This window comes from Mycobacterium sp. Panama NTM2 (genome assembly GCF_054355555.1).
In genome coordinates, this window is sequence record NZ_CM135953.1 from 4,536,679 (window position 1) to 4,558,491 (window position 21,813).

General features: G+C 65.6%; 8 protein-coding genes. 3 read left to right on the top strand and 5 right to left on the bottom strand.

The genetic code is table 11. The annotated features are described in order from the left end of the window. Window position 1 precedes the first annotated feature (1 nt). The 4 genes from ACXYX3_RS21750 to ACXYX3_RS21765 all read right to left on the bottom strand — a co-directional run bounded on the left by ACXYX3_RS21750 (window position 2) and on the right by ACXYX3_RS21765 (window position 4,986). Window positions 2–1,147: a glycosyltransferase family 4 protein gene (locus ACXYX3_RS21750; protein ID WP_458608967.1), complete on the bottom strand. Its 1,146-nt coding sequence runs from the start codon at window positions 1,145–1,147 to the stop codon at window positions 2–4. Continuing rightward, window positions 1,144–2,409: a glycosyltransferase family 4 protein gene (locus ACXYX3_RS21755; protein ID WP_458608968.1), complete on the bottom strand. Its 1,266-nt coding sequence runs from the start codon at window positions 2,407–2,409 to the stop codon at window positions 1,144–1,146. The genes ACXYX3_RS21750 and ACXYX3_RS21755 overlap by 4 nt, the downstream gene beginning before the upstream one ends. Further along, the gene (locus ACXYX3_RS21760) at window positions 2,406–3,188 is read right to left on the bottom strand and encodes a glycosyltransferase family 2 protein (RefSeq protein ID WP_458612180.1); all 783 of its coding nucleotides are present in this window, start codon (window positions 3,186–3,188) and stop codon (window positions 2,406–2,408) included. Before ACXYX3_RS21760 ends, ACXYX3_RS21755 begins: the two co-directional genes overlap by 4 nt. A gap of 478 nt (window positions 3,189–3,666) precedes the next feature. Further along, window positions 3,667–4,986 carry a right-handed parallel beta-helix repeat-containing protein gene (locus tag ACXYX3_RS21765; RefSeq protein ID WP_458608969.1) on the bottom strand — a complete coding sequence of 440 codons (1,320 nt, stop codon included), beginning with the start codon at window positions 4,984–4,986 and terminating at the stop codon, window positions 3,667–3,669. Window positions 4,987–5,172: 186 nt separating this feature from the next. On the opposite strand from ACXYX3_RS21765, the gene ACXYX3_RS21770 reads away from it, so the two are divergent. From ACXYX3_RS21770 to ACXYX3_RS21780, 3 genes are all read left to right on the top strand, one after another. Further along, window positions 5,173–6,822, top strand: coding sequence for a DNA repair helicase XPB (locus ACXYX3_RS21770; protein WP_241203380.1), 1,650 nt, complete (start codon window positions 5,173–5,175; stop codon window positions 6,820–6,822). Further along, window positions 6,819–7,178 (top strand): VOC family protein, encoded by a 360-nt coding sequence (locus tag ACXYX3_RS21775; RefSeq protein WP_458608970.1) that lies wholly within the window; start codon window positions 6,819–6,821, stop codon window positions 7,176–7,178. The genes ACXYX3_RS21770 and ACXYX3_RS21775 overlap by 4 nt, the downstream gene beginning before the upstream one ends. Before the next feature lie 77 nt (window positions 7,179–7,255). Continuing rightward, window positions 7,256–7,873, top strand: coding sequence for a hypothetical protein (locus tag ACXYX3_RS21780; RefSeq protein WP_458608971.1), 618 nt, complete (start codon window positions 7,256–7,258; stop codon window positions 7,871–7,873). A gap of 189 nt (window positions 7,874–8,062) precedes the next feature. Here the strand turns inward: ACXYX3_RS21780 and ACXYX3_RS21785 are convergent, their stop codons facing one another. Further along, window positions 8,063–21,355: an Ig-like domain-containing protein gene (locus ACXYX3_RS21785; RefSeq protein WP_458608972.1), complete on the bottom strand. Its 13,293-nt coding sequence runs from the start codon at window positions 21,353–21,355 to the stop codon at window positions 8,063–8,065. Window positions 21,356–21,813: the final 458 nt, after the last annotated feature.

Sequence of the window (21,813 nt, forward strand, 5' to 3'; positions counted from 1 at the left end):
CTCACACCGACGCGCGTTCGCTGGCTGCGGTGAGCGTGTCGAGCAGGCGCCCGACGACATCGTCCTCGGTCGCCAGTGAGCACCGAGAAGCACGCGCCGCTCGCGAGCCCCCCACCGCCGCGGAATCGGCGATCGCGTCGGCGAATCCCCGCGCTGCCTGCGCGGCGTCCGGTCCGGTCCCGCACAGCCGCGCCGCCGCCGCGGCACCCGCCTGCCGTACGACCTCACGATGGGCCGGGATGTCACTGGCAACGACGGGGAGACCCGCCATCAGCGCTTCGGCCAACCCGATACCGAAGGCCTCCTGCTCGCTGGCGGTCGCATAGATCGTCGTCGTGGTCCACAGATCGGTGAGCGTCTCGTCGTCAACTGCTCCGGTGAACGTCACCGCATCACCGATGTCGAGTTGCCGGGCCTGTTCGCGATGAGCGTCGAGCGCCGAACCGTCCCCAACCACCACCAGTCGAACGCTGGAACCACGGCTGCGCAACAGCGCCACGGCGCTGACCAGCACGTCGATGCGCTTGTAAGGTTCTTGACGCGCCACCGCCAGGACGGTCGGGGTCTGCGGTTCGTGGGCCCCACGGCCTCGCATCGGGTCGGACACGGCGGGCGGAATCACGACTACGTTCTCAGCACGCACGTCACGACCAAAATCCCGCAGTACGAGGTCTGCCTCGGCGCGGGTATCCACGATCACGCGGCGACTGCGGCGCATGAGCCGCCGGCCGGCCGGCCGATAGGCATGGTGCAGCGCCTGACGCATCGGGGTGTGGCCCACACCGTGATAGTGCGGGGTGAAAACGATCGGCGTACCGGTCCACTCAGCGATCAACCAGGCCAGTGGTGTGTGGTAGCTGTGCAGCCACAGCACGTCGAATCGGCCGGGCCCGCAGGCCGCCCGGACCGCGGGCCACGCCGGGACGTCGAAGACGTTCCGAATCGGTAGTCGGTGGCGTTCCACGACATAGCCGTCGCGCTCCTCCCGGAGCGGCAGCTCGACGGCACGGGGAACCTGAGTGACGACGGTGACGTCGGTGCCGTGGGCGGCCAGAGCGGCAGCGGCAGACGACACATACGTCTCCACGCCGCCACGAAAGGGCGCGAAGCGCGGGGCGACGACACCGACCCGCAGGCGAGAACTCACCGGGCACCCACCTCTGGCCGAGGAGTGTCGTGTTCTCGCATGATCGCCGAACCGCCCGTCGACCATCCTGCTCCGATTCGGCGCAGGAGATCCGCGTAGCGGTCGGCACTCCTGTGCCATGAATGCGGATCTTCGTGGGCGACACCGATGAGAGATCGCGCGGTCCGTATCCCGTCGGCCAGCGCGACGGCATCCTCCGGCGGCACGAGCACAGCTCCGGTGTATCCGGTGGTGGCCTCGACCAGTCCGCCGACCGACGTCGTGACAACCGGCATGCCGCGACTCATCGCGATGTGCAGCGGGCCCGACGCCGACGACCGGCGATACGGAAGCACCACGATGTGGGCGGCGGCGAAGAACCCCGGGACCTCCTCGTCGGCCACATATCGGTCCACGATGGTCAGGCGGTGCGCGGGAAGTGCAGCTTGCAGCCTGTCCAGGGGTTCGCGGTAACCGTTCCACACTTCGCCGACGACGGTGAGATGTACATCGGTGCCGTCCGCGACCAGCGATTCCACCGCTTCCGCCAGCTCCAGGTGACCCTTGTAGGGCCGCACCACGCCGAAGATGAGGAGGCGCACGGCGCCCTCACGGTCGGGTCCGTCGGCCGGGGAGACCAGCGGGTCGAGGCCGGCGTCGAACAGAGCCGACTCTCCGCCGTGATGAGCGTAGGGCCCGTGGGGGACCACCGCGATGGGCAGTCCCGCAAGGCGGGGGTAGGCCTCGATGAGCTCTCGACGGTCGAAGTCGGAGTGGACCACGACCGCGTCGGTGCGGCTCAACAGGATGTTCAGCCCGGTGCGTGTGTACCGGCCGACGAACGGAAGACTTGCTTCGCCGACGTCCTGCATCTCGTGGAACTCGATCACAAGCCGCGCCCCCGCTCGCTTCGCGAGCCAGGACAACATGAGATAGCTGTGCAAAACCGTGGCGGTCCACCACTGCAAAACAACGACTCGGGGCCGGGTGCGCCGCCAGAAACGCCAAGCGCGCCATGCGGACAGACCCCAGAACCAGTCGAGGCCGTTGTACACGGGGACGTCCGGCAGCGGCAGAGATCCATCGGTCCGCCCCACGCGAGACCGGCCGGGGTAGAACAGCTCGGGACAGAGCCGACGTAGTAACAGCGCTGCCACTGGGCCGCGGTCGGCCAGCGCAGCGGTCAGCAGGGCGGTGTAGTAACTGACACCCGAAAGAAAACGATCCCCCGGACCTACGATCAGCGCAACGGGCCCGCTCCCCTCAGCGTGCCCGTCGGTCATGCAGTGTTCCCGACTCGCTCGTTCGCATGCACCTGCTTGCGTACGGACTGCACCATGCGACCGCTCAAGCCGGAGCGATGGCCGCGCAAAACGGTACGCAGGACCCTTATGCCGTCACGGATCGACCGCAGGTTGGATTTGCCAGCCCGGCGCGGGAGTTCGAGGCTGGGCACCTCGGCCACGCGCAGGCCCGACTGCATGGCCCGAACGACCATTTCGGCTTCGATCTCGAATCCGGTCGCCGACAGTGCCAGGAGGTCGAGGTAACGGCGGTGGAAAGCGCAGAAGCCGTAGCAGAGGTCGGTCATCTCCGTTTTGTAGAGGTGGTTGAACACGGCCAGCAAAAACCGGTTACCGAGGCGCCGAAAGCCGGTGATGTCGAGCGAGCCGCCACCCGGGATGAACCGCGATCCCTTCACGAAGTCGTATCCGTTGGCGAGGAAGTGGATGTAGTGCTTGATCTCGTCGGGCGCCATACTGCCGTCGGCGTCCATCATCACGATCAGGTCCCCGGTCGCGGCGAGGAAACCGGTGCGCAGTGCGCTGCCCTTGCCCTTGCCGTCCTGCGCGACCACCTTGATGTCCGGGCGGTACCGACGTGCGGTGATCAGAGTCGCGTCCGTGGATTCACCGTCGACGAGGATCACCTCGTCGAGTTCGTCGGCGATGTGCTCCAGTACCCACGCGATGTTTCGGGCCTCGTTCTTCACGGGGATCACCAGGCTGACGGTCAGCGGCGTTGAGGCTTCGTCCGCACGCCGCTTGCCGCGAGATCCCATCACCGTAACCGGCTCAGCCACGTGAACCGATCGGCCGGTGAGTGCCGTGCTCCCTGGCGCCTGATGACCATTTGTCAGTTGCTGCTCCGGCATTACTTGTTCCCCCTGGGACTTTTGGCCCTTGCGCAGTGAATTGCTTGAGATTAGCTGGTATCCACGGTGCCGTACCAAGTTGTTTAAGACGAAGTCGACGGTAGCATCACAGGAAGTGAGCTGCAACACTGATCAGCAGCTAATACGGTCGTATTCCGCAACGCGTCGTTCTGAATATTGATTCCTCTCCTCTGGAGTTAGCTGTAGCTCTGCGAGCGACGACTGCTGCTGCCCGGTACATGACGTGCGACATTGAGCGGCGTTGTAGCGATGAGCTGCACCTTCGCCGCGACACCCACCGGAATCGGATCGACGAACGGAGAAGACGACGCGTTTCTGGCGTTCGCTGACGAACTCGTGTCCCCCGGCGGACGGGATCGCACGCTCAGCTCGATGCAGCCGGCCGGTAGGTGCCGGCCAGACTCCCCAGCGTCACGTCGACGAGGCTCCCACTCACCAGGTTGTCCACGATGACGTAGTCGGTGACACCGCCATTGGTCGCGAGGCCGTACCTCTGGTTGGAGGTGATGGTGTTGTTCTCCACCACAGCACGCTTCACGTTGTCAAGCACCACCCCGTTACCGTTCGACGTGATGAGATTGCGCCTGATGGCGAGGTCTTGCAGCGGGGCTAGATCTGCGAGAATTCCACTGACCACGTTGTGGTGAAAGTTGTTGTCTTCGACGTAGGTGAGATTGCTGTTGTTCACCACACGTAAGCCATAGGTGCAGTTGTAGACCTCGTTGTGGTGAATCCAGTTCCGCGGACCCGAGTTGTCGTGAGCAAAGACGTTTCCGACAATGCCACTGAATTCGCCGACCTCGATCCCGCCCCCATTTGCGCTGACCGAAGTTCCGTTACGCACGCAGTCGGAGACTGTGTTGAACCTGATCTCGTTTGAGTACTCGTCTTCACCGTGCATATCGATGGCGCCTGACACCGCGCCGGTGATCCGGTTGCTCTCGATCAAGTTGTGATTGGCCGACTCCTGCACCAGAACCCCGTGCCTGATCACCGGTCCGATCACGTTGCCGCGGATCCAATTGTTCTTTGAGAGCGGCTGATCGACGAGGATGCCGTACCCGGAGCCGCCTCCATCCACGGCTGCCGCGTTGCGGATGACGTTGTCGGCGACGAGGACATGCGAAGCGTTCTGCATCTGCACACCGAAGCGCAGATGTCGATCGATCATGAGATCGCGGACGACGATGCGCGACACGGCCCCCCCGTGTTCACGGCCCAACCGGATGCCGGCCTCGAAGCCAGCGCCCCCTGACGAGGTGAGCCTGAAGGACGACACAGTGAGATTTCCCACTCCCGGGGCGGCGTAGATGATGCTGTTGGCGACCGATCGATAGGCGCCCGCGACGATTGTCTTGTCGCGCGACTCGCCGATGAGCGAGACTCCGGACTGCAGGCTGATCGTGGATCGGACGTGATACGTACCGTTCGGCAAATAGACCACATCACCGGGCTTGGACGCGCGGATCGCGCGTTGAATAGCGATCCCGTCGTCATCCGCGGCCCTGTCCGGGGTAGCTTTGAAGGCCAAGGCGTTACGAGTGGTGCCAGTACTGGCGTCGGGCATTCGGAAAGGCGCCGACAACCCCGAGTCATAACCGGCGGTGGGCTGTGCTTGCACCGGCACAGCGACCGCCCAGGCCAGTACGACCAAGACCGCGGCCAGCGGCCGGCGGAAATTCACCTGTGAGCTCCCATCAGCTCCCGAGCCCCCCGCAAGTCAAGATCATTCCTTGTGAACGCGGATCAGGACAGGTGCACCCGATCTCGGCTTGGCATCGAAAGACGGAGACCGTGCCGCGCGGACGACAGGGCCGCTTGTCGTCGTCATCCGGATAATGGGAAGGATGACTTTCTCCCGAGGCCGCGCATGACCGACGGCCCATTGATCGTGCAGTCGGACAAGACCGTGTTGCTCGAGGTCGACCACGAACAGGCCGGCGCTGCGCGCGCAGCGATCGCGCCGTTCGCCGAACTCGAGCGTGCCCCCGAGCACGTGCACACCTACCGCATCACCCCGCTGGCGCTGTGGAACGCCCGCGCAGCCGGCCACGACGCCGAACAGGTCGTCGACGCTCTCGTGTCGTTCTCCCGGTACGCGGTGCCCCAGCCGCTGCTCGTCGACATCGTCGACACCATGGCGCGCTACGGCCGCCTGCAGCTGGTCAAACATCCCGCCCACGGACTGACATTGGTCAGCTTCGACCGCGCGGTCCTCGAAGAAGTGCTGCGCAACAAGAAGATCGCGCCCATGCTCGGTGCCCGTATCGACGACGACACGGTGATCGTGCACAACAGCGAGCGCGGCCGGGTCAAGCAGATGCTTCTCAAGATCGGTTGGCCGGCAGAGGATCTGGCCGGATACGTCGACGGTGAGGCGCATCCGATCACGCTGGAACAGGACGGCTGGGAGCTGCGCGACTACCAGCAGATGGCCGCCGACTCGTTCTGGGACGGCGGCTCGGGCGTCGTCGTGCTCCCGTGCGGGGCGGGCAAGACCCTGGTCGGTGCCGCGGCGATGGCGAAGGCCGGCGCCACGACGCTGATCTTGGTCACCAACACCGTCGCCGGCCGCCAGTGGAAGCGCGAGCTGATCGCCCGGACCTCACTGACCGAGGAGGAAATCGGCGAGTACTCCGGCGAGAAGAAGGAGATCAGGCCGGTCACGATCGCGACCTACCAGGTGATCACCCGGCGCACCAAGGGCGAATACAAGCACCTCGAGTTGTTCGACAGCCGCGACTGGGGGCTGATCGTCTACGACGAGGTGCACCTGCTGCCGGCGCCGGTGTTCCGGATGACGGCCGACCTGCAGTCCCGCCGACGGCTCGGGCTCACCGCGACGTTAATTCGCGAGGACGGCCGCGAAGGCGACGTGTTCTCGCTGATCGGCCCGAAACGCTACGACGCGCCGTGGAAGGACATCGAGGCTCAGGGGTGGATCGCCCCGGCGGAGTGCATCGAAGTGCGCGTCACGATGACCGACAACGAGCGCATGCTCTACGCCACCGCCGAACCGGACGAGCGCTACAAGCTCTGCGCGACCGCGCACACCAAGATCAACGTCGTGAAGTCCATCCTGGACCGTCACCCCGGGGAGCCCACCCTGGTGATCGGCGCCTACCTCGACCAGCTCGACGAACTCGGCGTCGAATTGGACGCACCGGTCATCCAGGGATCGACGAAGACCGCGGAGCGCGAGCAGCTCTTCGACGCGTTCCGCACCGGTGAGATCCGCACGTTGGTGGTGTCCAAGGTGGCCAACTTCTCCATCGATCTGCCTGAGGCCAGTGTCGCCGTGCAGGTGTCGGGGACGTTCGGTTCACGGCAGGAGGAAGCCCAACGGTTGGGCCGGCTGCTGCGTCCCAAGGCCGACGGCGGTGGGGCGGTGTTCTATTCGGTGGTATCGCGCGACAGCCTCGACGCCGAGTACGCCGCACACCGGCAGCGGTTCCTCGCCGAACAGGGCTACGGCTACGTGATCAAGGACGCCGACGACCTGTTGGGGCCGGCGATTTGACCGTCGGACGAGTGGTTCCGACCATGACGGTGGTCGATCTGGCCGCCGCCGTCACGCAATACCGCGCGGTGTTCGACCTCGACGTCGTGATGGATCACGGGTGGATCGTGACGCTCGCCGACCCTGACCGCCGCCACCAGCTGAGCCTGCTGACCCAGGACGCGAGCGCGGGGGTCAACCCGACGGTGTCGATCGAGGTCGACGACGTCGAGGCCGCCTACCGAGGTGCAGTGGCGGCGGGCGTCCGCATCGTCCATCCGCTCAGCGAGGAGGAGTGGGGCGTGCGACGGTTCTTCTTCGAAGACGCCGCCGGCAACGTCGTGAATGTGCTGTCGCATCTCCCCGGTTCCAGCTGACCGGGCGCGCGTCGGCCGTGAAGCGGCTAGCCTCATTCCTCGAGTCGGGACGAGCTCGAGGCACGACGAAGGAACCCATGACGACAGACAGGCGCGACCAGCGCGCCAGAACTCTGCGCTGCGCCGCCGGCGTCGCCGCTGCGATGGCATTCGGTGTGCTCACGCTGGCCGCCCTGGCCGGCGCTCAGCCGGTCCCGACGCCCGTCCCCGGGCCTCCGGCGCCCGGCCAGCCGGTGGCTGTGCCGGTCGACCCTGCCGTCGCCGCGCCGCCTCCCGCGCCGCCGGGCCCGCCGATGGTGCCCGAAATCCCCAATGCTCAGTACGGCTCCGGTGACGGTCCGCTGGGCTTCCTGCGCGACGCCTGGCACCAGGCCCGCGATCCCTATGGCTTCCTGGGGACCGCTGACATGCCGAACATGCCGCCTCCCGGTGCTCCGCCGCCGGGGGCGGGCCCGCCGCCGCCCCTGCCGCCGGGGTACAAGTCGCTCAACGCGCCGGGATCAGAGACTCCATCTACGACCCCGCAGGGCGGCGGTCCGGCGTTGCCGCCGGGGTACTACCCGGTCGACGGCCCGATGCCGCCGGGCTACGAGTGGGGCGTGCCGCCGCCACCGCCCCCGCCGGACCCGAACGCACCCAAGCCGTACGTGCCGGTGGTGTCACCGCCTCCGCCGCCGCTGTTCCCGACGCAGTAGCGCTGGGATCAGCCAGAAGCGTCACGACGTCAGCGTTGCGGTCGATGGCGGAATTGGCCGGCGCAACGGTTGTCGCCGCCGCCGGGCAGAGCTTTCATGGCCGTTTATCCCTCGACGCAGGTGACGTCGCGAACGCGAGCGGTTGTTCAGCGTCGAAGTGACGGAGGGGGGCCCCGCCCGCTATCTCGATCACAGGATCAACGTCAGCGTTCCAGATGCCGTGTTGCTGCTCAACCCTTGTGCGTCGCGGACGACCATCGTGATGTTGCGGAATCCGAGAAGATTCAACCCGGTTTTCGAGAAACGAACGGACTGGAGCACGGACTGGTACTCGGCAACCGTTCCGAGTCCACTCAGGGTGAGCACTCCTCCGGAGTAGTTGCCGGTGATGTTGCCCGTCGCAGTGAACGACAGGACATCGACGCTCTGCACGTTGGTGATCGTGACGATCGCCTGATCCAGGAACGACGAGTCATCGAGGATCACCGCCGTCGGACTGACGACTTGTGCACCGAGGAGCAGGACGCCTCCGCCCAATGGGGCCGTGAGAACGGGGGCCGAGTTGGCCGTCTGCGTGATGAGCGCGGTGGCGTTCGGACTGACGGCGCCGAGCGAGTCGGTGACTGTGAAGGTGATGGTCTTCAATGCGGTCGTCCCGGATACGCCCGACGCGAAGGTCACCGACCGCAGGAGTTGTTGGTAGGTCGCTGTACTGGCATTGCCGACGAAAGTCAGAACCCCGGTGGCGGTATTGAAGTTGCCCACGATTCCCGACGTCGGTGTGAAGGAGAGGACGTCTCCGGGGGCGAAGTTGCCGGTGATCGCCACCGATGCTCCCTGCATTGTCGGAGAATCCAGATCCAGCACGGTGAGAAGCGGATTGACCGCCACGGCGGTGTTACCGGCGGTGTAGATCGGCCCCAGCAGCGTGGTCACCAGTGGTGACAGGTTCACTGGCGCCGCCACCACGGTCACCGCCACAGAACCCGGGAGGCTCGTCGCGTTCTGAAGATCGGTCACCGTGAACGACACAGTCTTGATCGTTGCCAGAGCGGAGGTACCGGTGGATATCGTCACCGAGCGAAGCAGCTGCTGGTACACATTCACATCGGCGTTACCGGTGAAGGTCAACGTGCCCGTCGCACCGTCGTAGGAGCCGGAGATCCCCGGCTGTGCACCCCAACCGAGGACGTCGCCCGCCGCGAAATTCCCGACGATCTTCACTGTTGCGCCTTTGAGCGTGGCGGAGTCGAGGTCGAGCAGCGACAGGTTGCCGTCGATGATGAGCGGTGTACCACCCGCTGTGTAGGAAACGTTGACGCTAGACGTGACGACAAGCGGGGCAACGTTCAGCGGTGCCGAAACGATCGTCATTGCAACAAGACTCGGACTGCTGACCCTGCCGTCAGCATCGGTTACCCGGAAGGACAGGCTCTTGATGGTGGCCAGTGCGCCGCTGGAGGTCGAGTAGGTCACCGACCTGAGTACCTGCTGATACTCCGCGAGCGTGCCGGCACCCTCGAAGGCCAGAACGCCGTTGCTATAGCTCCCGTGGATGTCACCCAGCGTCTGGAACGACAGCGTCTCCCCTGCTCCAGCTCCGCCGACGATCGACACCACCGCTCCGGACAGCATCGACGAATCGGCATCGAGCAGAACCAGATTCGGATCGACGGCGGTAGCCGTGCTGCCGGCCGTGTAGTTCACGTTGGCCACAGACGTGACGACGACGGGGGTGGCCAGGATCGGGAGAGACAACACTGTTACTGCAACCGAACCCGCAACGCTGGTCGCCAGAGTGTCATCGGTGACCGTGAACTCGATGGTGCGGACTGACGTCGACGCCGTCGAGCTGGTGGCGAATTTCACCGATCGCAACAGGTTCTGATACTCACCGACACTTGCATTCCCCTCGAAGGTGAGAACGCCACCAACGAAGTTCGCTTCCACGTCGGGCGGCAGTGTGCCCCACGACAATGTGTCGCCGGCTTCGGGACCAACAATCGTCACTGTGGCACCCGAGATGGTGTCCGAGTCACCATCGAGGAGGATGAGCGCCGGGTCGACGGTGACCGCGGTCGAACCAGCCGTGTAGGGGACACTGACGATCGAGGTGAGGACGATCGGCGCCGCAGCGGGAAGCCCGACCACGGTCACCGCGGTCGCCACCGGCATATTGGAATTACCATCTGCATCAGTCACGGTGAACGACACCGTGGACACCCCCGCCGAGGCGGAGGTCAGCGTGATCGATTGCAGCAGCTGCTGATACACCGCTGCACTCGCCGCCCCGGTGAACGTGACCTGTCCGCCGATCGAGTCGTCAGCGCTGATACCACCCGAGAGCGTCCATCCCAGGACACCGTCGCCGTCGACCGTGACAACCACGGACTGAATGTCCGAGTCCGGATCGGTCAGCACTGCGATCGGGCTGACGGTGATCGGCTGACCGGTCGCGCCCGCCGCGGCCGGCGCGACGATCAGGACCGGCGACACTTCCACCGGACCCAAACCGACCACCGTCACCGCCGTGACGACCGGCAGACTGGAATTACCATCGACATCAGTGACCACAAACGACACGGTGGAGATCCCCGCCGAGGCGGAGGTCAGTGTGATCGACTGCAGCAGGGTTTGGTAGGTCGCCGCACTGGCCGCCCCAGTGAAGGTGACCTGACCGATCACCGAATCATCCGCGGCGATGCCGCCGGGCAGCGTTCCCCAGCCCAGCGTCCCGCCACCGGTGACGGTCACCACCACGGACTCGATGTCGGAGTCCGGATCGGTCAACACTGCGGACGGGCTGACGGTGATCGGCTGACCGGTCGTGCCCGCGGCAGCCGGGGCCACGACCAGGATCGGAGACACCTCCACCGGACCCAACCCGACCACCGTCACCGCCGTGACGACCGGCAGACCGGAATTACCATCGACATCAGTCACGGTGAACGACACCGTGGACAGTCCCGCCGTGGCCGAGGTCAGTGTGATTGATTGCAGCAGGGTTTGGTAGGTGGCCGCCGACGCCGCCCCGGTGAACGTCACCTGACCGGTCACCGAATCGTCCGCGGCGATGCCGCCGGGCAGCGTTCCCCAGCCCAGCGTTCCGCCACCGGTCACGGTCACCACCACCGACTCAATGTCGGAGTCCGGATCGGAGAGCACCACCACCGGAGACACCATGACCGGCTGACCGATCGTGCCCGCCGCCACCGGCGCCACGACCAGGACCGGGGACACCTCCACCGGACCCAACCCGACCACCGTCACCGCCGTCACCGCGGGCAGACCGGAATTACCATCGGCATCAGTCACCGTGAACGACACCGTGCTGACTCCGGCCGAGGCGGAGGTCAGTGTGATTGACTGCAGCACTTGCTGATACACCGCAGCGCTCGCCACCCCCGAGAACGTCACCTGCCCGGTCACCGAATCATCGGCGGTGATGCCGCCGGGCAGAGTTCCCCAGCCCAGCGTTCCCCCACCGGTCACGGTCACCACCACAGACTCGATGTCGGAGTCCGGATCGGAGAGCACTGCAATCGGGCTGACGGTGATCGGCTGACCGGTCGTGCCCGCCGCTACCGGGGCCACGATCAGGATCGGAGACACCTCGACCGGGCCCAAACCGACCACCGTCACCGCCGTGACGACCGGCAGACTGGAATTACCATCGACATCAGTGACCACAAACGACACGGTGGAGATCCCCGCCGAGGCAGAGGTCAGTGTGATCGATTGCAGTACTTGCTGATACACCGCAGCGCTCGCCGCCCCCGAGAACGTCACCTGCCCGCCGATCGAGTCGTCAGCGCTGATACCACCCGAGAGCGTCCATCCCAGGACACTGTCGCCGTCAACCGTGACGACCACGGACTGAATGTCGGAGTCCGGATCGGAGAGCACCACCACTGGAGACACCGTGACCGGCTGACCGGTCGTGCCCGCCGCCACCGGCGCCACGACGAGGACCGGCGACACCTCCACCGGACCCAAACCGACCACCGTCACCGCCGTGACGACCGGCAGACTGGAATTACCATCGACATCAGTGACCACAAACGACACTGTGGAGATCCCCGCCGAGGCAGAGGTCAGTGTGATCGACTGCAGCACCTGCTGATACACCGCAGCGCTCGCCGCCCCGGTGAACGTCACCTGCCCGGTCACCGAATCATCGACCCCGATCCCGTCGGGCAGAGTTCCCCAGCCCAGCGTTCCCCCACCGGTGACGGTCACCACCACGGACTCGATGTCGGAGTCCGGATCGGTCAGCACCACGATGGGGCTGACGGTGATCGGCTGACCGGTCGTGCCCGCCGCCGCCGGCGCCACGATCAGGATCGGAGACACCTCCACCGGGCCCAAACCGACCACCGTCACCGCCGTGACGACCGGCAGACTGGAATTACCGTCGGCATCAGTGACCACAAACGACACGGTGGAGATCCCCGCCGAGGCAGAGGTCAGAGTGATTGACTGCAGCAGGGTTTGGTAGGTGGCCGCCGACGCCGCCCCGGTGAACGTCACCTGACCGGTCACCGAATCGTCCGCGGCGATGCCGCCGGGCAGCGTTCCCCAGCCCAGCGTTCCGCCACCGGTGACGGTCACCACCACCGACTCAATGTCGGAGTCCGGATCGGTCAGCACCACCACCGGAGACACCGTGACCGGCTGACCGGTCGTGCCCGCCGCTACCGGCGCCACGACCAGGACCGGGGACACCTCCACCGGACCCAAACCAACCACCGTCACCGCGGTCGCCACCGGCAGACCGGAATTACCATCGGCATCAGTCACCGTGAACGACACCGTGCTGACTCCGGCCGAGGCGGAGGTCAGTGTGATCGACTGCAGCACTTGCTGATACACCGCAGCGCTCGCCGCCCCCGAGAACGTCACCTGCCCACCGATCGAGTCGTCAGCGCTGATACCACCCGAAAGCGTCCATCCCAGGACACCGTCGCCGTCGACCGTGACGACGACCGACTCGATGTCAGAGTCCGGATCGGTCAGCACCACCACCGGAGACACCGTGATCGGCTGACCGGTCGTGCCCGCCGCCGCCGGCGCCACGACCAGGACCGGAGACACCTCCACCGGACCCAAACCGACCACGGTCACCGCGGTCGCCACCGGCAGACTTGAATTACCGTCGGCATCAGTGACCTCATAGGACACCGTCGACAGTCCCGGCGTAGCCGAGGTCAGCGTGATCGACTGCAGCAGGGTTTGGTAGGTCGCCGCACTGGCCGCCCCAGTGAAGGTGACCTGACCGATCACCGAATCATCTGCGGCGATGCCGCCAGGCAGCGTTCCCCAGCCCAGCGTCCCGCCACCGGTCACGGTCACCACCACCGACTCGATATCTGAGTCCGGATCGGTCAGCACTGCGATCGGGCTGACGGTGATCGGCTGACCGGTCGCGCCCGCGGCCGCCGGCGCCACGACCAGGATCGGAGACACCTCCACCGGACCCAAACCGACCACCGTCACCGCCGTGACGACCGGCAGACTGGAATTACCATCGACATCAGTGACCACAAACGACACTGTGGAGATCCCCGCCGAGGCGGAGGTCAGTGTGATCGACTGCAGCACTTGCTGATACACCGCAGCGCTCGCCGCCCCCGAGAACGTCACCTGCCCACCGATCGAGTCGTCAGCGCTGATACCACCCGAAAGCGTCCATCCCAGGACACCGTCGCCGTCGACCGTGACGACCACGGACTCAATGTTGGAGTCCGGATCGGACAGCACTGCGATCGGGCTGACGGTGATCGGCTGACCGGTCGTGCCCGCCGCTACCGGGGCCACGACCAGGACCGGGGACACCTCCACCGGACCCAAACCGACCACCGTCACCGCCGTGACGACCGGCAGACTGGAATTACCATCGACATCCGTCACCGCGAACTCGACCGTGGAGAACCCGGCCGAGGCGGAGGTCAGTGTGATCGACTGCAGCACTTGCTGATACACCGCAGCGCTCGCCGCGCCGGTGAACGTGACCTGTCCGCCGATCGAGTCGTCAGCGCTGATACCACCCGAGAGAGTCCATCCCAGGACACCGTCGCCGTCGACCGTGACGACCACAGACTCGATGTTGGAATCGGGATCGGACAGCACCACGATCGGGCTGACGGTGATCGGCTGACCGGTCGTGCCCGCCGCTACCGGCGCCACGATCAGGACCGGCGACACCTCCACCGGACCCAAACCAACCACCGTCACCGCCGTCACCGCGGACAGCGCGTTGGGGTTGCCATCAACATCAGTCACGGTGAACGACACCGTGGAGATCCCCGCCGAGGCAGAGGTCAGTGTGATCGACTGCAGCAGTTGCTGATACACCGCAGCGCTCGCCGCCCCGGTGAACGTCACCTGACCGCTCACCGAATCATCGGCGGTGATGCCGATAGGCAGGGCTCCCCAGCCCAGCGTTCCGCCACCGGTGACGGTCACCACCACCGACTCGATGTTGGAGTCCGGATCGGACAGCACCACCACCGGAGACACCCTGACCGGCTGACCGGTCGTGCCCGCCGCCGCCGGCGCCACGATCAGGACCGGGGACACCTCCACCGGACCCAAACCAACCACCGTCACCGCGGTCGCCACCGGCAGACCGGAATTGCCGTCGGCATCAGTGACCACGAACTCGACCATGGAGATCCCCGCCGCGGCGGAGGTGAGTGTGATTGATTGCAGCACTTGCTGATACACCGCAGCGCTCGCCACCCCGGTGAACGTCACCTGACCGGGAGTCTCATCATCAACCCCGATCCCGACGGGCAGAGTTCCCCAGCCCAGCGTCCCGCCACCGGTGACGGTCACCACCACCGACTCGATGTTGGAGTCCGGATCGGACAGCACCACCACCGGAGACACCCTGACCGGCTGACCGGTCGTGCCCGCCGCTACCGGCGCCACGATCAGGACCGGGGACACCTCCACCGGACCCAAACCAACCACCGTCACCGCGGTCGCCACCGGCAGACCGGAATTGCCGTCGGCATCAGTGACCACGAACTCGACCATGGAGATCCCCGCCGCGGCGGAGGTGAGTGTGATTGATTGCAGCACTTGCTGATACACCGCAGCGCTCGCCACCCCGGTGAACGTCACCTGACCGGGAGTCTCATCATCAACCCCGATCCCGACGGGCAGAGTTCCCCAGCCCAGCGTCCCGCCACCGGTGACGGTCACCACCACCGACTCGATGTTGGAGTCCGGATCGGACAGCACCACCACCGGAGACACCGTGACCGGCTGACCGGTCGTGCCCGCCGCTACCGGCGCCACGATCAGGACCGGGGACACCTCCACCGGACCCAAACCGACCACCGTCACCGCCGTGACGACCGGCAGACTGGAATTACCATCGACATCCGTCACCGCGAACTCGACCGTGGAGATCCCGGCCGAGGCGGAGGTCAGTGTGATCGACTGCAGCACTTGCTGATACACCGCAGCGCTCGCCGCTCCCGAGAACGTCACCTGACCGGTCACCGAATCATCGGCGGTGATGCCGCCGGGCAGGGTTGCCCAGCCCAGCGTTCCGCCACCGGTCACGGTCACCACCAACGACTCGATATCGGAGTCCGGATCGGAGAGCACCACCACCGGAGACACCATGATCGGCTGACCGATCGTGCCCGCCGCCACCGGCGCCACGATCAGGATCGGGGACACCTCCACCGGACCCAAACCGACCACCGTCACCGCCGTCACCGCGGGCAGTGCGTTGGGGTTGCCATCAACATCAGTGACCACGAACGACACCGTGGAGATCCCCGCCGAGGCAGAGGTCAGAGTAAGTGATTGCAGCACTTGCTGATACACCGCAGCGCTCGCCACCCCGGTGAACGTCACCTGCCCGGTCACCGAATCATCTGCGGTGATACCGGCCGGCAGCCCCGCCCACCCCAGCGTTCCGCCCCCCGTGACGGTCACCACCACCGACTCGATATCGGAGTCCGGATCGGTCAGCACCACGATGGGGCTGACGGTGATCGGCTGACCGGTCGTGCCCGCCGCTACCGGGGCCACGACCAGGATCGGAGACACCTCCACCGGACCCAAACCGACCACCGTCACCGCCGTCACCGCGGGCAGCGCGGCGGTGTTGCCATCGACATCAGTGACCACAAACGACACTGTGGAGATCCCGGCCGAGGCGGAGGTCAGTGTGATCGACTGTAGGACTTGCTGATACACCGCAGCGCTCGCCGCCCCGGTGAACGTCACCTGCCCGGTCACCGAATCATCGGCGGTGATGCCGATAGGCAAGGTTCCCCAGCCTAGCGTTCCGCCCCCGGTCACGGTCACCACCACCGACTCAATGTTGGAATCGGGATCGGTCAGCACTGCGATCGGGCTGACGATGATCGGTTGACCGGTCGTGCCCGCCGCTACCGGGGCCACGATCAGGATCGGAGACACCTCCACCGGACCCAACCCGACCACCGTCACCGCCGTCACCGCGGGCAGCGCGGCGGTGTTGCCATCAACATCAGTCACCGTGAACGACACAGACTGCAGGCCAGGGGTCGCCGAGGTGAGGGTGATCGACTGCAGCAGTTGCTGATACACCGCAGCGGTCGCCGCCCCGGTGAACGTCACCTGACCGCTCACCGAATCATCTGCGGTGATACCGGCCGGCAGCCCCGCCCAGCCCAGCGTTCCGCCCCCGGTCACGGTCACCACCACCGACTCGATATCGGAGTCTGGATCGGAGAGCACCACCACCGGAGACACCGTGATCGGCTGACCGGTCGTGCCCGCCGCTACCGGCGCCACGACCAGGACCGGCGACACCTCCACCGGACCCAACCCGACCACCGTCACCGCCGTCACCGCGGGCAGCGCGGCGGTGTTGCCATCAACATCAGTCACCGTGAACGACACAGACTGCAGGCCAGGGGTCGCCGAGGTGAGGGTGATCGACTGCAGCACTTGCTGATACACCGCAGCGGTCGCCGCCCCGCCGAACGTCACCTGACCGCTCACCGAATCATCGGCGGTGATACCGGCCGGCAGCCCCGCCCAGCCCAGCGTTCCGCCCCCGGTCACGGTCACCACCACCGATTCGATGTCGGAGTCCGTATCGGACAGCACCACCACCGGAGACACCCTGATCGGCTGACCGGTCGTGCCCGCCGCTACCGGCGCCACCACCACCAGCGGCGCCGTCGCCGCCGGAAGACCCAGCACGGTCACGATCGACGTGGCGGGCACGCTCGTCTTGCCCTGATCATCGGTCACGGTGAAGGTGACCGTGACAATCCCGGTGCTGCCCGAGGTAAGCGTGATCGACTGCAAGAGCTGCTGATACGCCGCCACACTCGCCGCACCCGTGAACGTCACCGAACCCGCACCCGGCGTCGCGACCACACCCGAGGGCAGAGCGCCGTAATTCAACGTGCCGCCCGACGCGGAAACGGTGGCTGAACCCAACTGCGTCGAATCGATGTCGGTAATAACGACGGCCGGACTGACGGTAACTGCGCTACCCGTTGTGCCTCCTGCCACTGGCGCGACGACCACCAGCGGAGCCGCGGCCGCCGGAAGACCCAACACAGTCACCACCGACGTCGCGGGCACACTCGTCTTGCCTTGATCATCGGTCACGGTGAACGTGACCGTGGCAATCCCCGTGCTACCCGAGGTGAGCGTGACCGATTGCAGCAATTGCTCATAATCATCAAGCGACGCGAGGCCCGTGAACGTAACCGAAGTGCCCGCGCCTGGGATGGCGACCACACCCGTGGGCAGGGTGCCGTAGCCCAGAGTTCCGCCCGACGCCGTCACTGTCGCCGAAGCCAGCTGCATCGAATCGATATCGGTGATCACCACAATCGGCGATACCGTCACGGCACTGCCGGTCGTGCCGGCCGCTGCTGGTGCAGTAATCAGGAGCGGCGGAATCTCCACCGGAGCACTCAGGACGGCGACCACCGTTGTGGACGGCACACTGGCCTTGCCCTGGTCGTCCGTAACGGTGACGCTCACGGTCACGAGTCCAGCGCTGCTCGATGTCAACGTGACCGACTGCAGTATCTCTTGATAGGCCGCCACGGATGCAATGCCAGTGAACGTCACGGAGCCCGCATCTCGCGTTGCCGTCACACCGGTGGGCAAATCTCCGTACGCCAAAGAGCCCGAAGACGCCGACACGGTCGCAGCCGTCATACTCGCTGAGTCCACATCGGAGATGACAACTACCGGGCTCACCGCGATTGCAGTCCCCTTCACACCCGTCGCGGTCGGTGCGGTCACGACCAGTGGAGCTGAGGCTAGAGCGAGACCAAGCAGGGTCACGATAGTGGTCGCGAGCGCGCTTGTGTTCCCTTGATCGTCGGTTACGCTGAACGACACTGCATCGATGCCAGCGGATGATGATTGCACTGTAATTGACTGCAGTAGTTGCTGATAGGACGCGACCGACGCGGCACCTGTGAACGTAATCGAGTTTGCTCCCGTTGTTGCGGTGACTCCGTTCGGCAGCGTGCCATATCCGAGCGCGGCTCCCGCTGCCCCGCCCACTTTGACTGTTGCTGATGCCAATTGGGGTGAGTCGATGTCGGTGATCACAACTACCGGCGACACCGTCACCGGACTACCGGTTGTGCCCGCCGTCACCGGCGACACCACCACCAGCGGCGCCGCCGCCACCGGAAGGCCCAACACGGTCACGATCGACGTCGCCGGCACGCTCGTCTTGCCCTGATCATCAGTCACCGTGAACGTGACCGTGACAATCCCGGTGCTGCCCGAGGTCAACGTGACCGACTGCAACAGTTGCTGATACGCCGCCACACTCGCCGCACCCGTGAACGTCACCGAGCTACCCGCACCCGGCGTTGCGGTGACCCCATCAGGCAACGTCCCGTAAGTGAGCGTTCCGCCCGTGGCGGTCACCGTCGCCGACGCCAACTCCGTCGAATCGATGTCGGTGATCACCACCACCGGCGACACCGTCACCGGACTACCGGTTGTGCCAGCCGCCACCGGCGACACCACCACCAGCGGCGCGGCCGCCACCGGAAGCCCCACCACCGTGACCACCGACGTCGCCGGCACGCTCGTCTTGCCCTGATCATCAACCACCGTGAAACTCACCGTGACGATGCCCGCAGCACCTGAAGTCAGCGTGATCGATTGCAACAGTTGCTGATACGCCGCCACCGACGCCGCACCCGTGAACGTCACCGAGTTCCCAACCGGTGTGGCAACCACCCCATCCGGCAGACTGCCGTAACCCAGCGTCCCCCCCGTGGCGGTCACCGTCGCAGACGCCAACTCCGTCGAATCGATATCGGTGATCACCACCACCGGCGACACCGTCACCGCTGCGCCAGTCGTGCCGGCTGCGAGGGGCGCAGTGACAATCAACGGAGGCGTTGCCACGGGTAGACCGACAAAGGTGACGACCGTGCTGACGGGGATGCTGGTTTCGGCTTGGTCGTCAGTCAGTGTGAAGGTCACCGTCTTGACACCGACGTTGGCCGACGTCAGCGTGATTGACTGCAGCAGTTGCTGATACGCCTCCACTGTGGCGGCGCCGACGAATGTCACCGATCCTTCGCCGACCGTCGCTGTCACACCCGTTGGCAGCGGCCCGTAGCCCAGTACGTCACCTGCTTCGGCGTCGCCAACGGTGACTTTGGCTGAGGACAATTTTTGCGAGTCGAGGTCGGTGACCACGACCACCGGCGACACCCGTACCGCGGTTCCGGCAGTCCCGAGCGCCAGAGGCGTGACGACGAGGACGGGTGGGACCGCCACCACGATGACAGTGGCCACCCCCGCAACCAGACTCTGGAGCCCGACGTCGTCTTTCACGGTGATCGAGGCGATGCGCGGAGCGCCGCCCTGTGTCGTCGAGAAGGAAATCGCCTTCAGCGCAGCCTCGTACTGAGCGAGCGTCGCCGAGCCCGACAGGGTGAGAATCTTCGTGGTGGAATTCCATTGTGCAGTCACCGGATTGCCGGGCGGCGCTGTGTAAGTCAGTAGGTCACCGCTTCGGCCGTTGGTCAGCGACACCGTCGCAGACTGCAACATGGTCGAGTCGACGTCCGTGATGATCGCACTCGACAACAGTGCGACCGGACTCGATCCAACGACATAGGTCCCCGCGCCCGTGGTCACCACAACCGGGGGTACTTTGACGATCGGGTTGACCGTCACGGGAACGGTGACCGTCACCTCGTCACGCTCGGCGATACCGATCGCCCTGGCGAGGGTGTGGAAGATCGCCCGGGCCAACTTGAACGGCCCCCGCAGATCCTCGCTGCCGTCACTGATGATGACTTTGAAGCTGTCCTGCAGAGGGTTTCCCGTCACGACAGTGGTCGGCGTGTAGATGAATTGACCGGTGATCGGATCAAGCGTGACGAGGCCATGAGCCGGCTGCACGATGACGTACTTCAGCGGGTCGCCGTTGGGATCGTGGGCATTCAGATCGACGAGCACCTGCCCGGTGATCGTCTGGCGGCTCTCGATGGGCCCGTAGACGGGCGACTCGTTGAAGAACGTGTGCTGAATCTGCCTGCGCACCCAGGCCAGCAGGCCGTCGAACCACGGGGCGGTCGCGGGCGCACGTGGGTCGAGAAACGGCGATATCGTGCCCGACACCAGAGCGGTCATCACCTGCACCGCTTCGACCCTCTGCTCGACCGGTGGGGCAGATATCGTGGCCGGGGCGACCCGCTCCTCGCGCAGAGTGGAACGCACCCGCACCGGTCGGGCGTTCGACTCTTCGCTGACCCCGTCAGGCTCGTCCCCGGCCGCGATCGGAGCGGCATCCGCGTCGATTACGTCCGGTTCGCCCACCCCCGAGGCGGGGGCCACCGGCGGGTTCTGCGTCTGTTCCGACGTCTCGCGACGACCCCCGGACTCCGTAGATGTCGCGGACTCCATCACCGGTATCACCGCTTGATCGGAGTCGTCCTCCGGGCTGGAGTCGCTGACCGCGGGGGCTGGTTCTTCTTCGGTGACCTCGAGTTCATCGGCGTCGGAGTCGTCCTGTGACCCGGGGTCTGCAGCTTCGGTGTCGCCAGGAGACTCTGTGGCGGCGTCCTGGTCGACCGTGCCTCCGGCTGCGTCGTCTGCGACGTCGGATGTTTCAGTGGGAGAGGCGCTGCCACGCGCTTTCTTCCCGGAGGTAGCAGTGCCAGAGAACAGCTTGTGCGGACGCGAATCAGCCTTCTGCGCCTTCGGGCCCGGCGAAGTGGTGGCCGTTTCGGTGTCTGCGTGGGCGAGGCCGACCGAGTTCGCAATGGCGAAGCCGACCCCCAGCGAAACAGCGAGTGCCCCGATCCTGCCGACGGGCAGGGTGTACTTCGGGACGACGCGGCGGGCGTGCCGGGTCGAAGCCGGATCACGCGCGTCACCCAAGAGCAGCCGGGCTGACCAGAACTCCTGCTCAGGTCGTGCGTTCTCGGTGCGGGCTGCGCGATGGCGGGGAGCTGCACACATAGGTGTCCTCCGTTTGCTGCGTGCTGTTCCCCCCTGACGATGGACTCAAAAGCCGTCGCGCTGCCCACGCGATCACGGACGACCAACCCGTGTGGTTCGACCCGTATCGAGCGCAAACGACGCTGCGCGAATTCATTGCCGCCCCCGACAATCGACTGAGCCAACTGATTAGCTGAGCGCTCGCTCGAACCCGGCAATGAACGCTCCGCTAGGGAAAAGATTAGGACAACCGAAGGGGATATTTGTGACGATTTCAAGAAAATTATTGTCGCCGCAAATTTTGGCAGAGCCCGGCAGTTGAAATAGCTACGATGAGCCGCTGTTGAGCGCCGATGGCGTACTGTCTGGGCTTCGTCGCTGGCCATCGTCCTTCGCGACGTTATCCAAGGATCGACGACCGCGGCACCCTGCCGGGGCCACCGCCGGCATCAGCAGAGGCGATCGCCTGTCACGGCGCG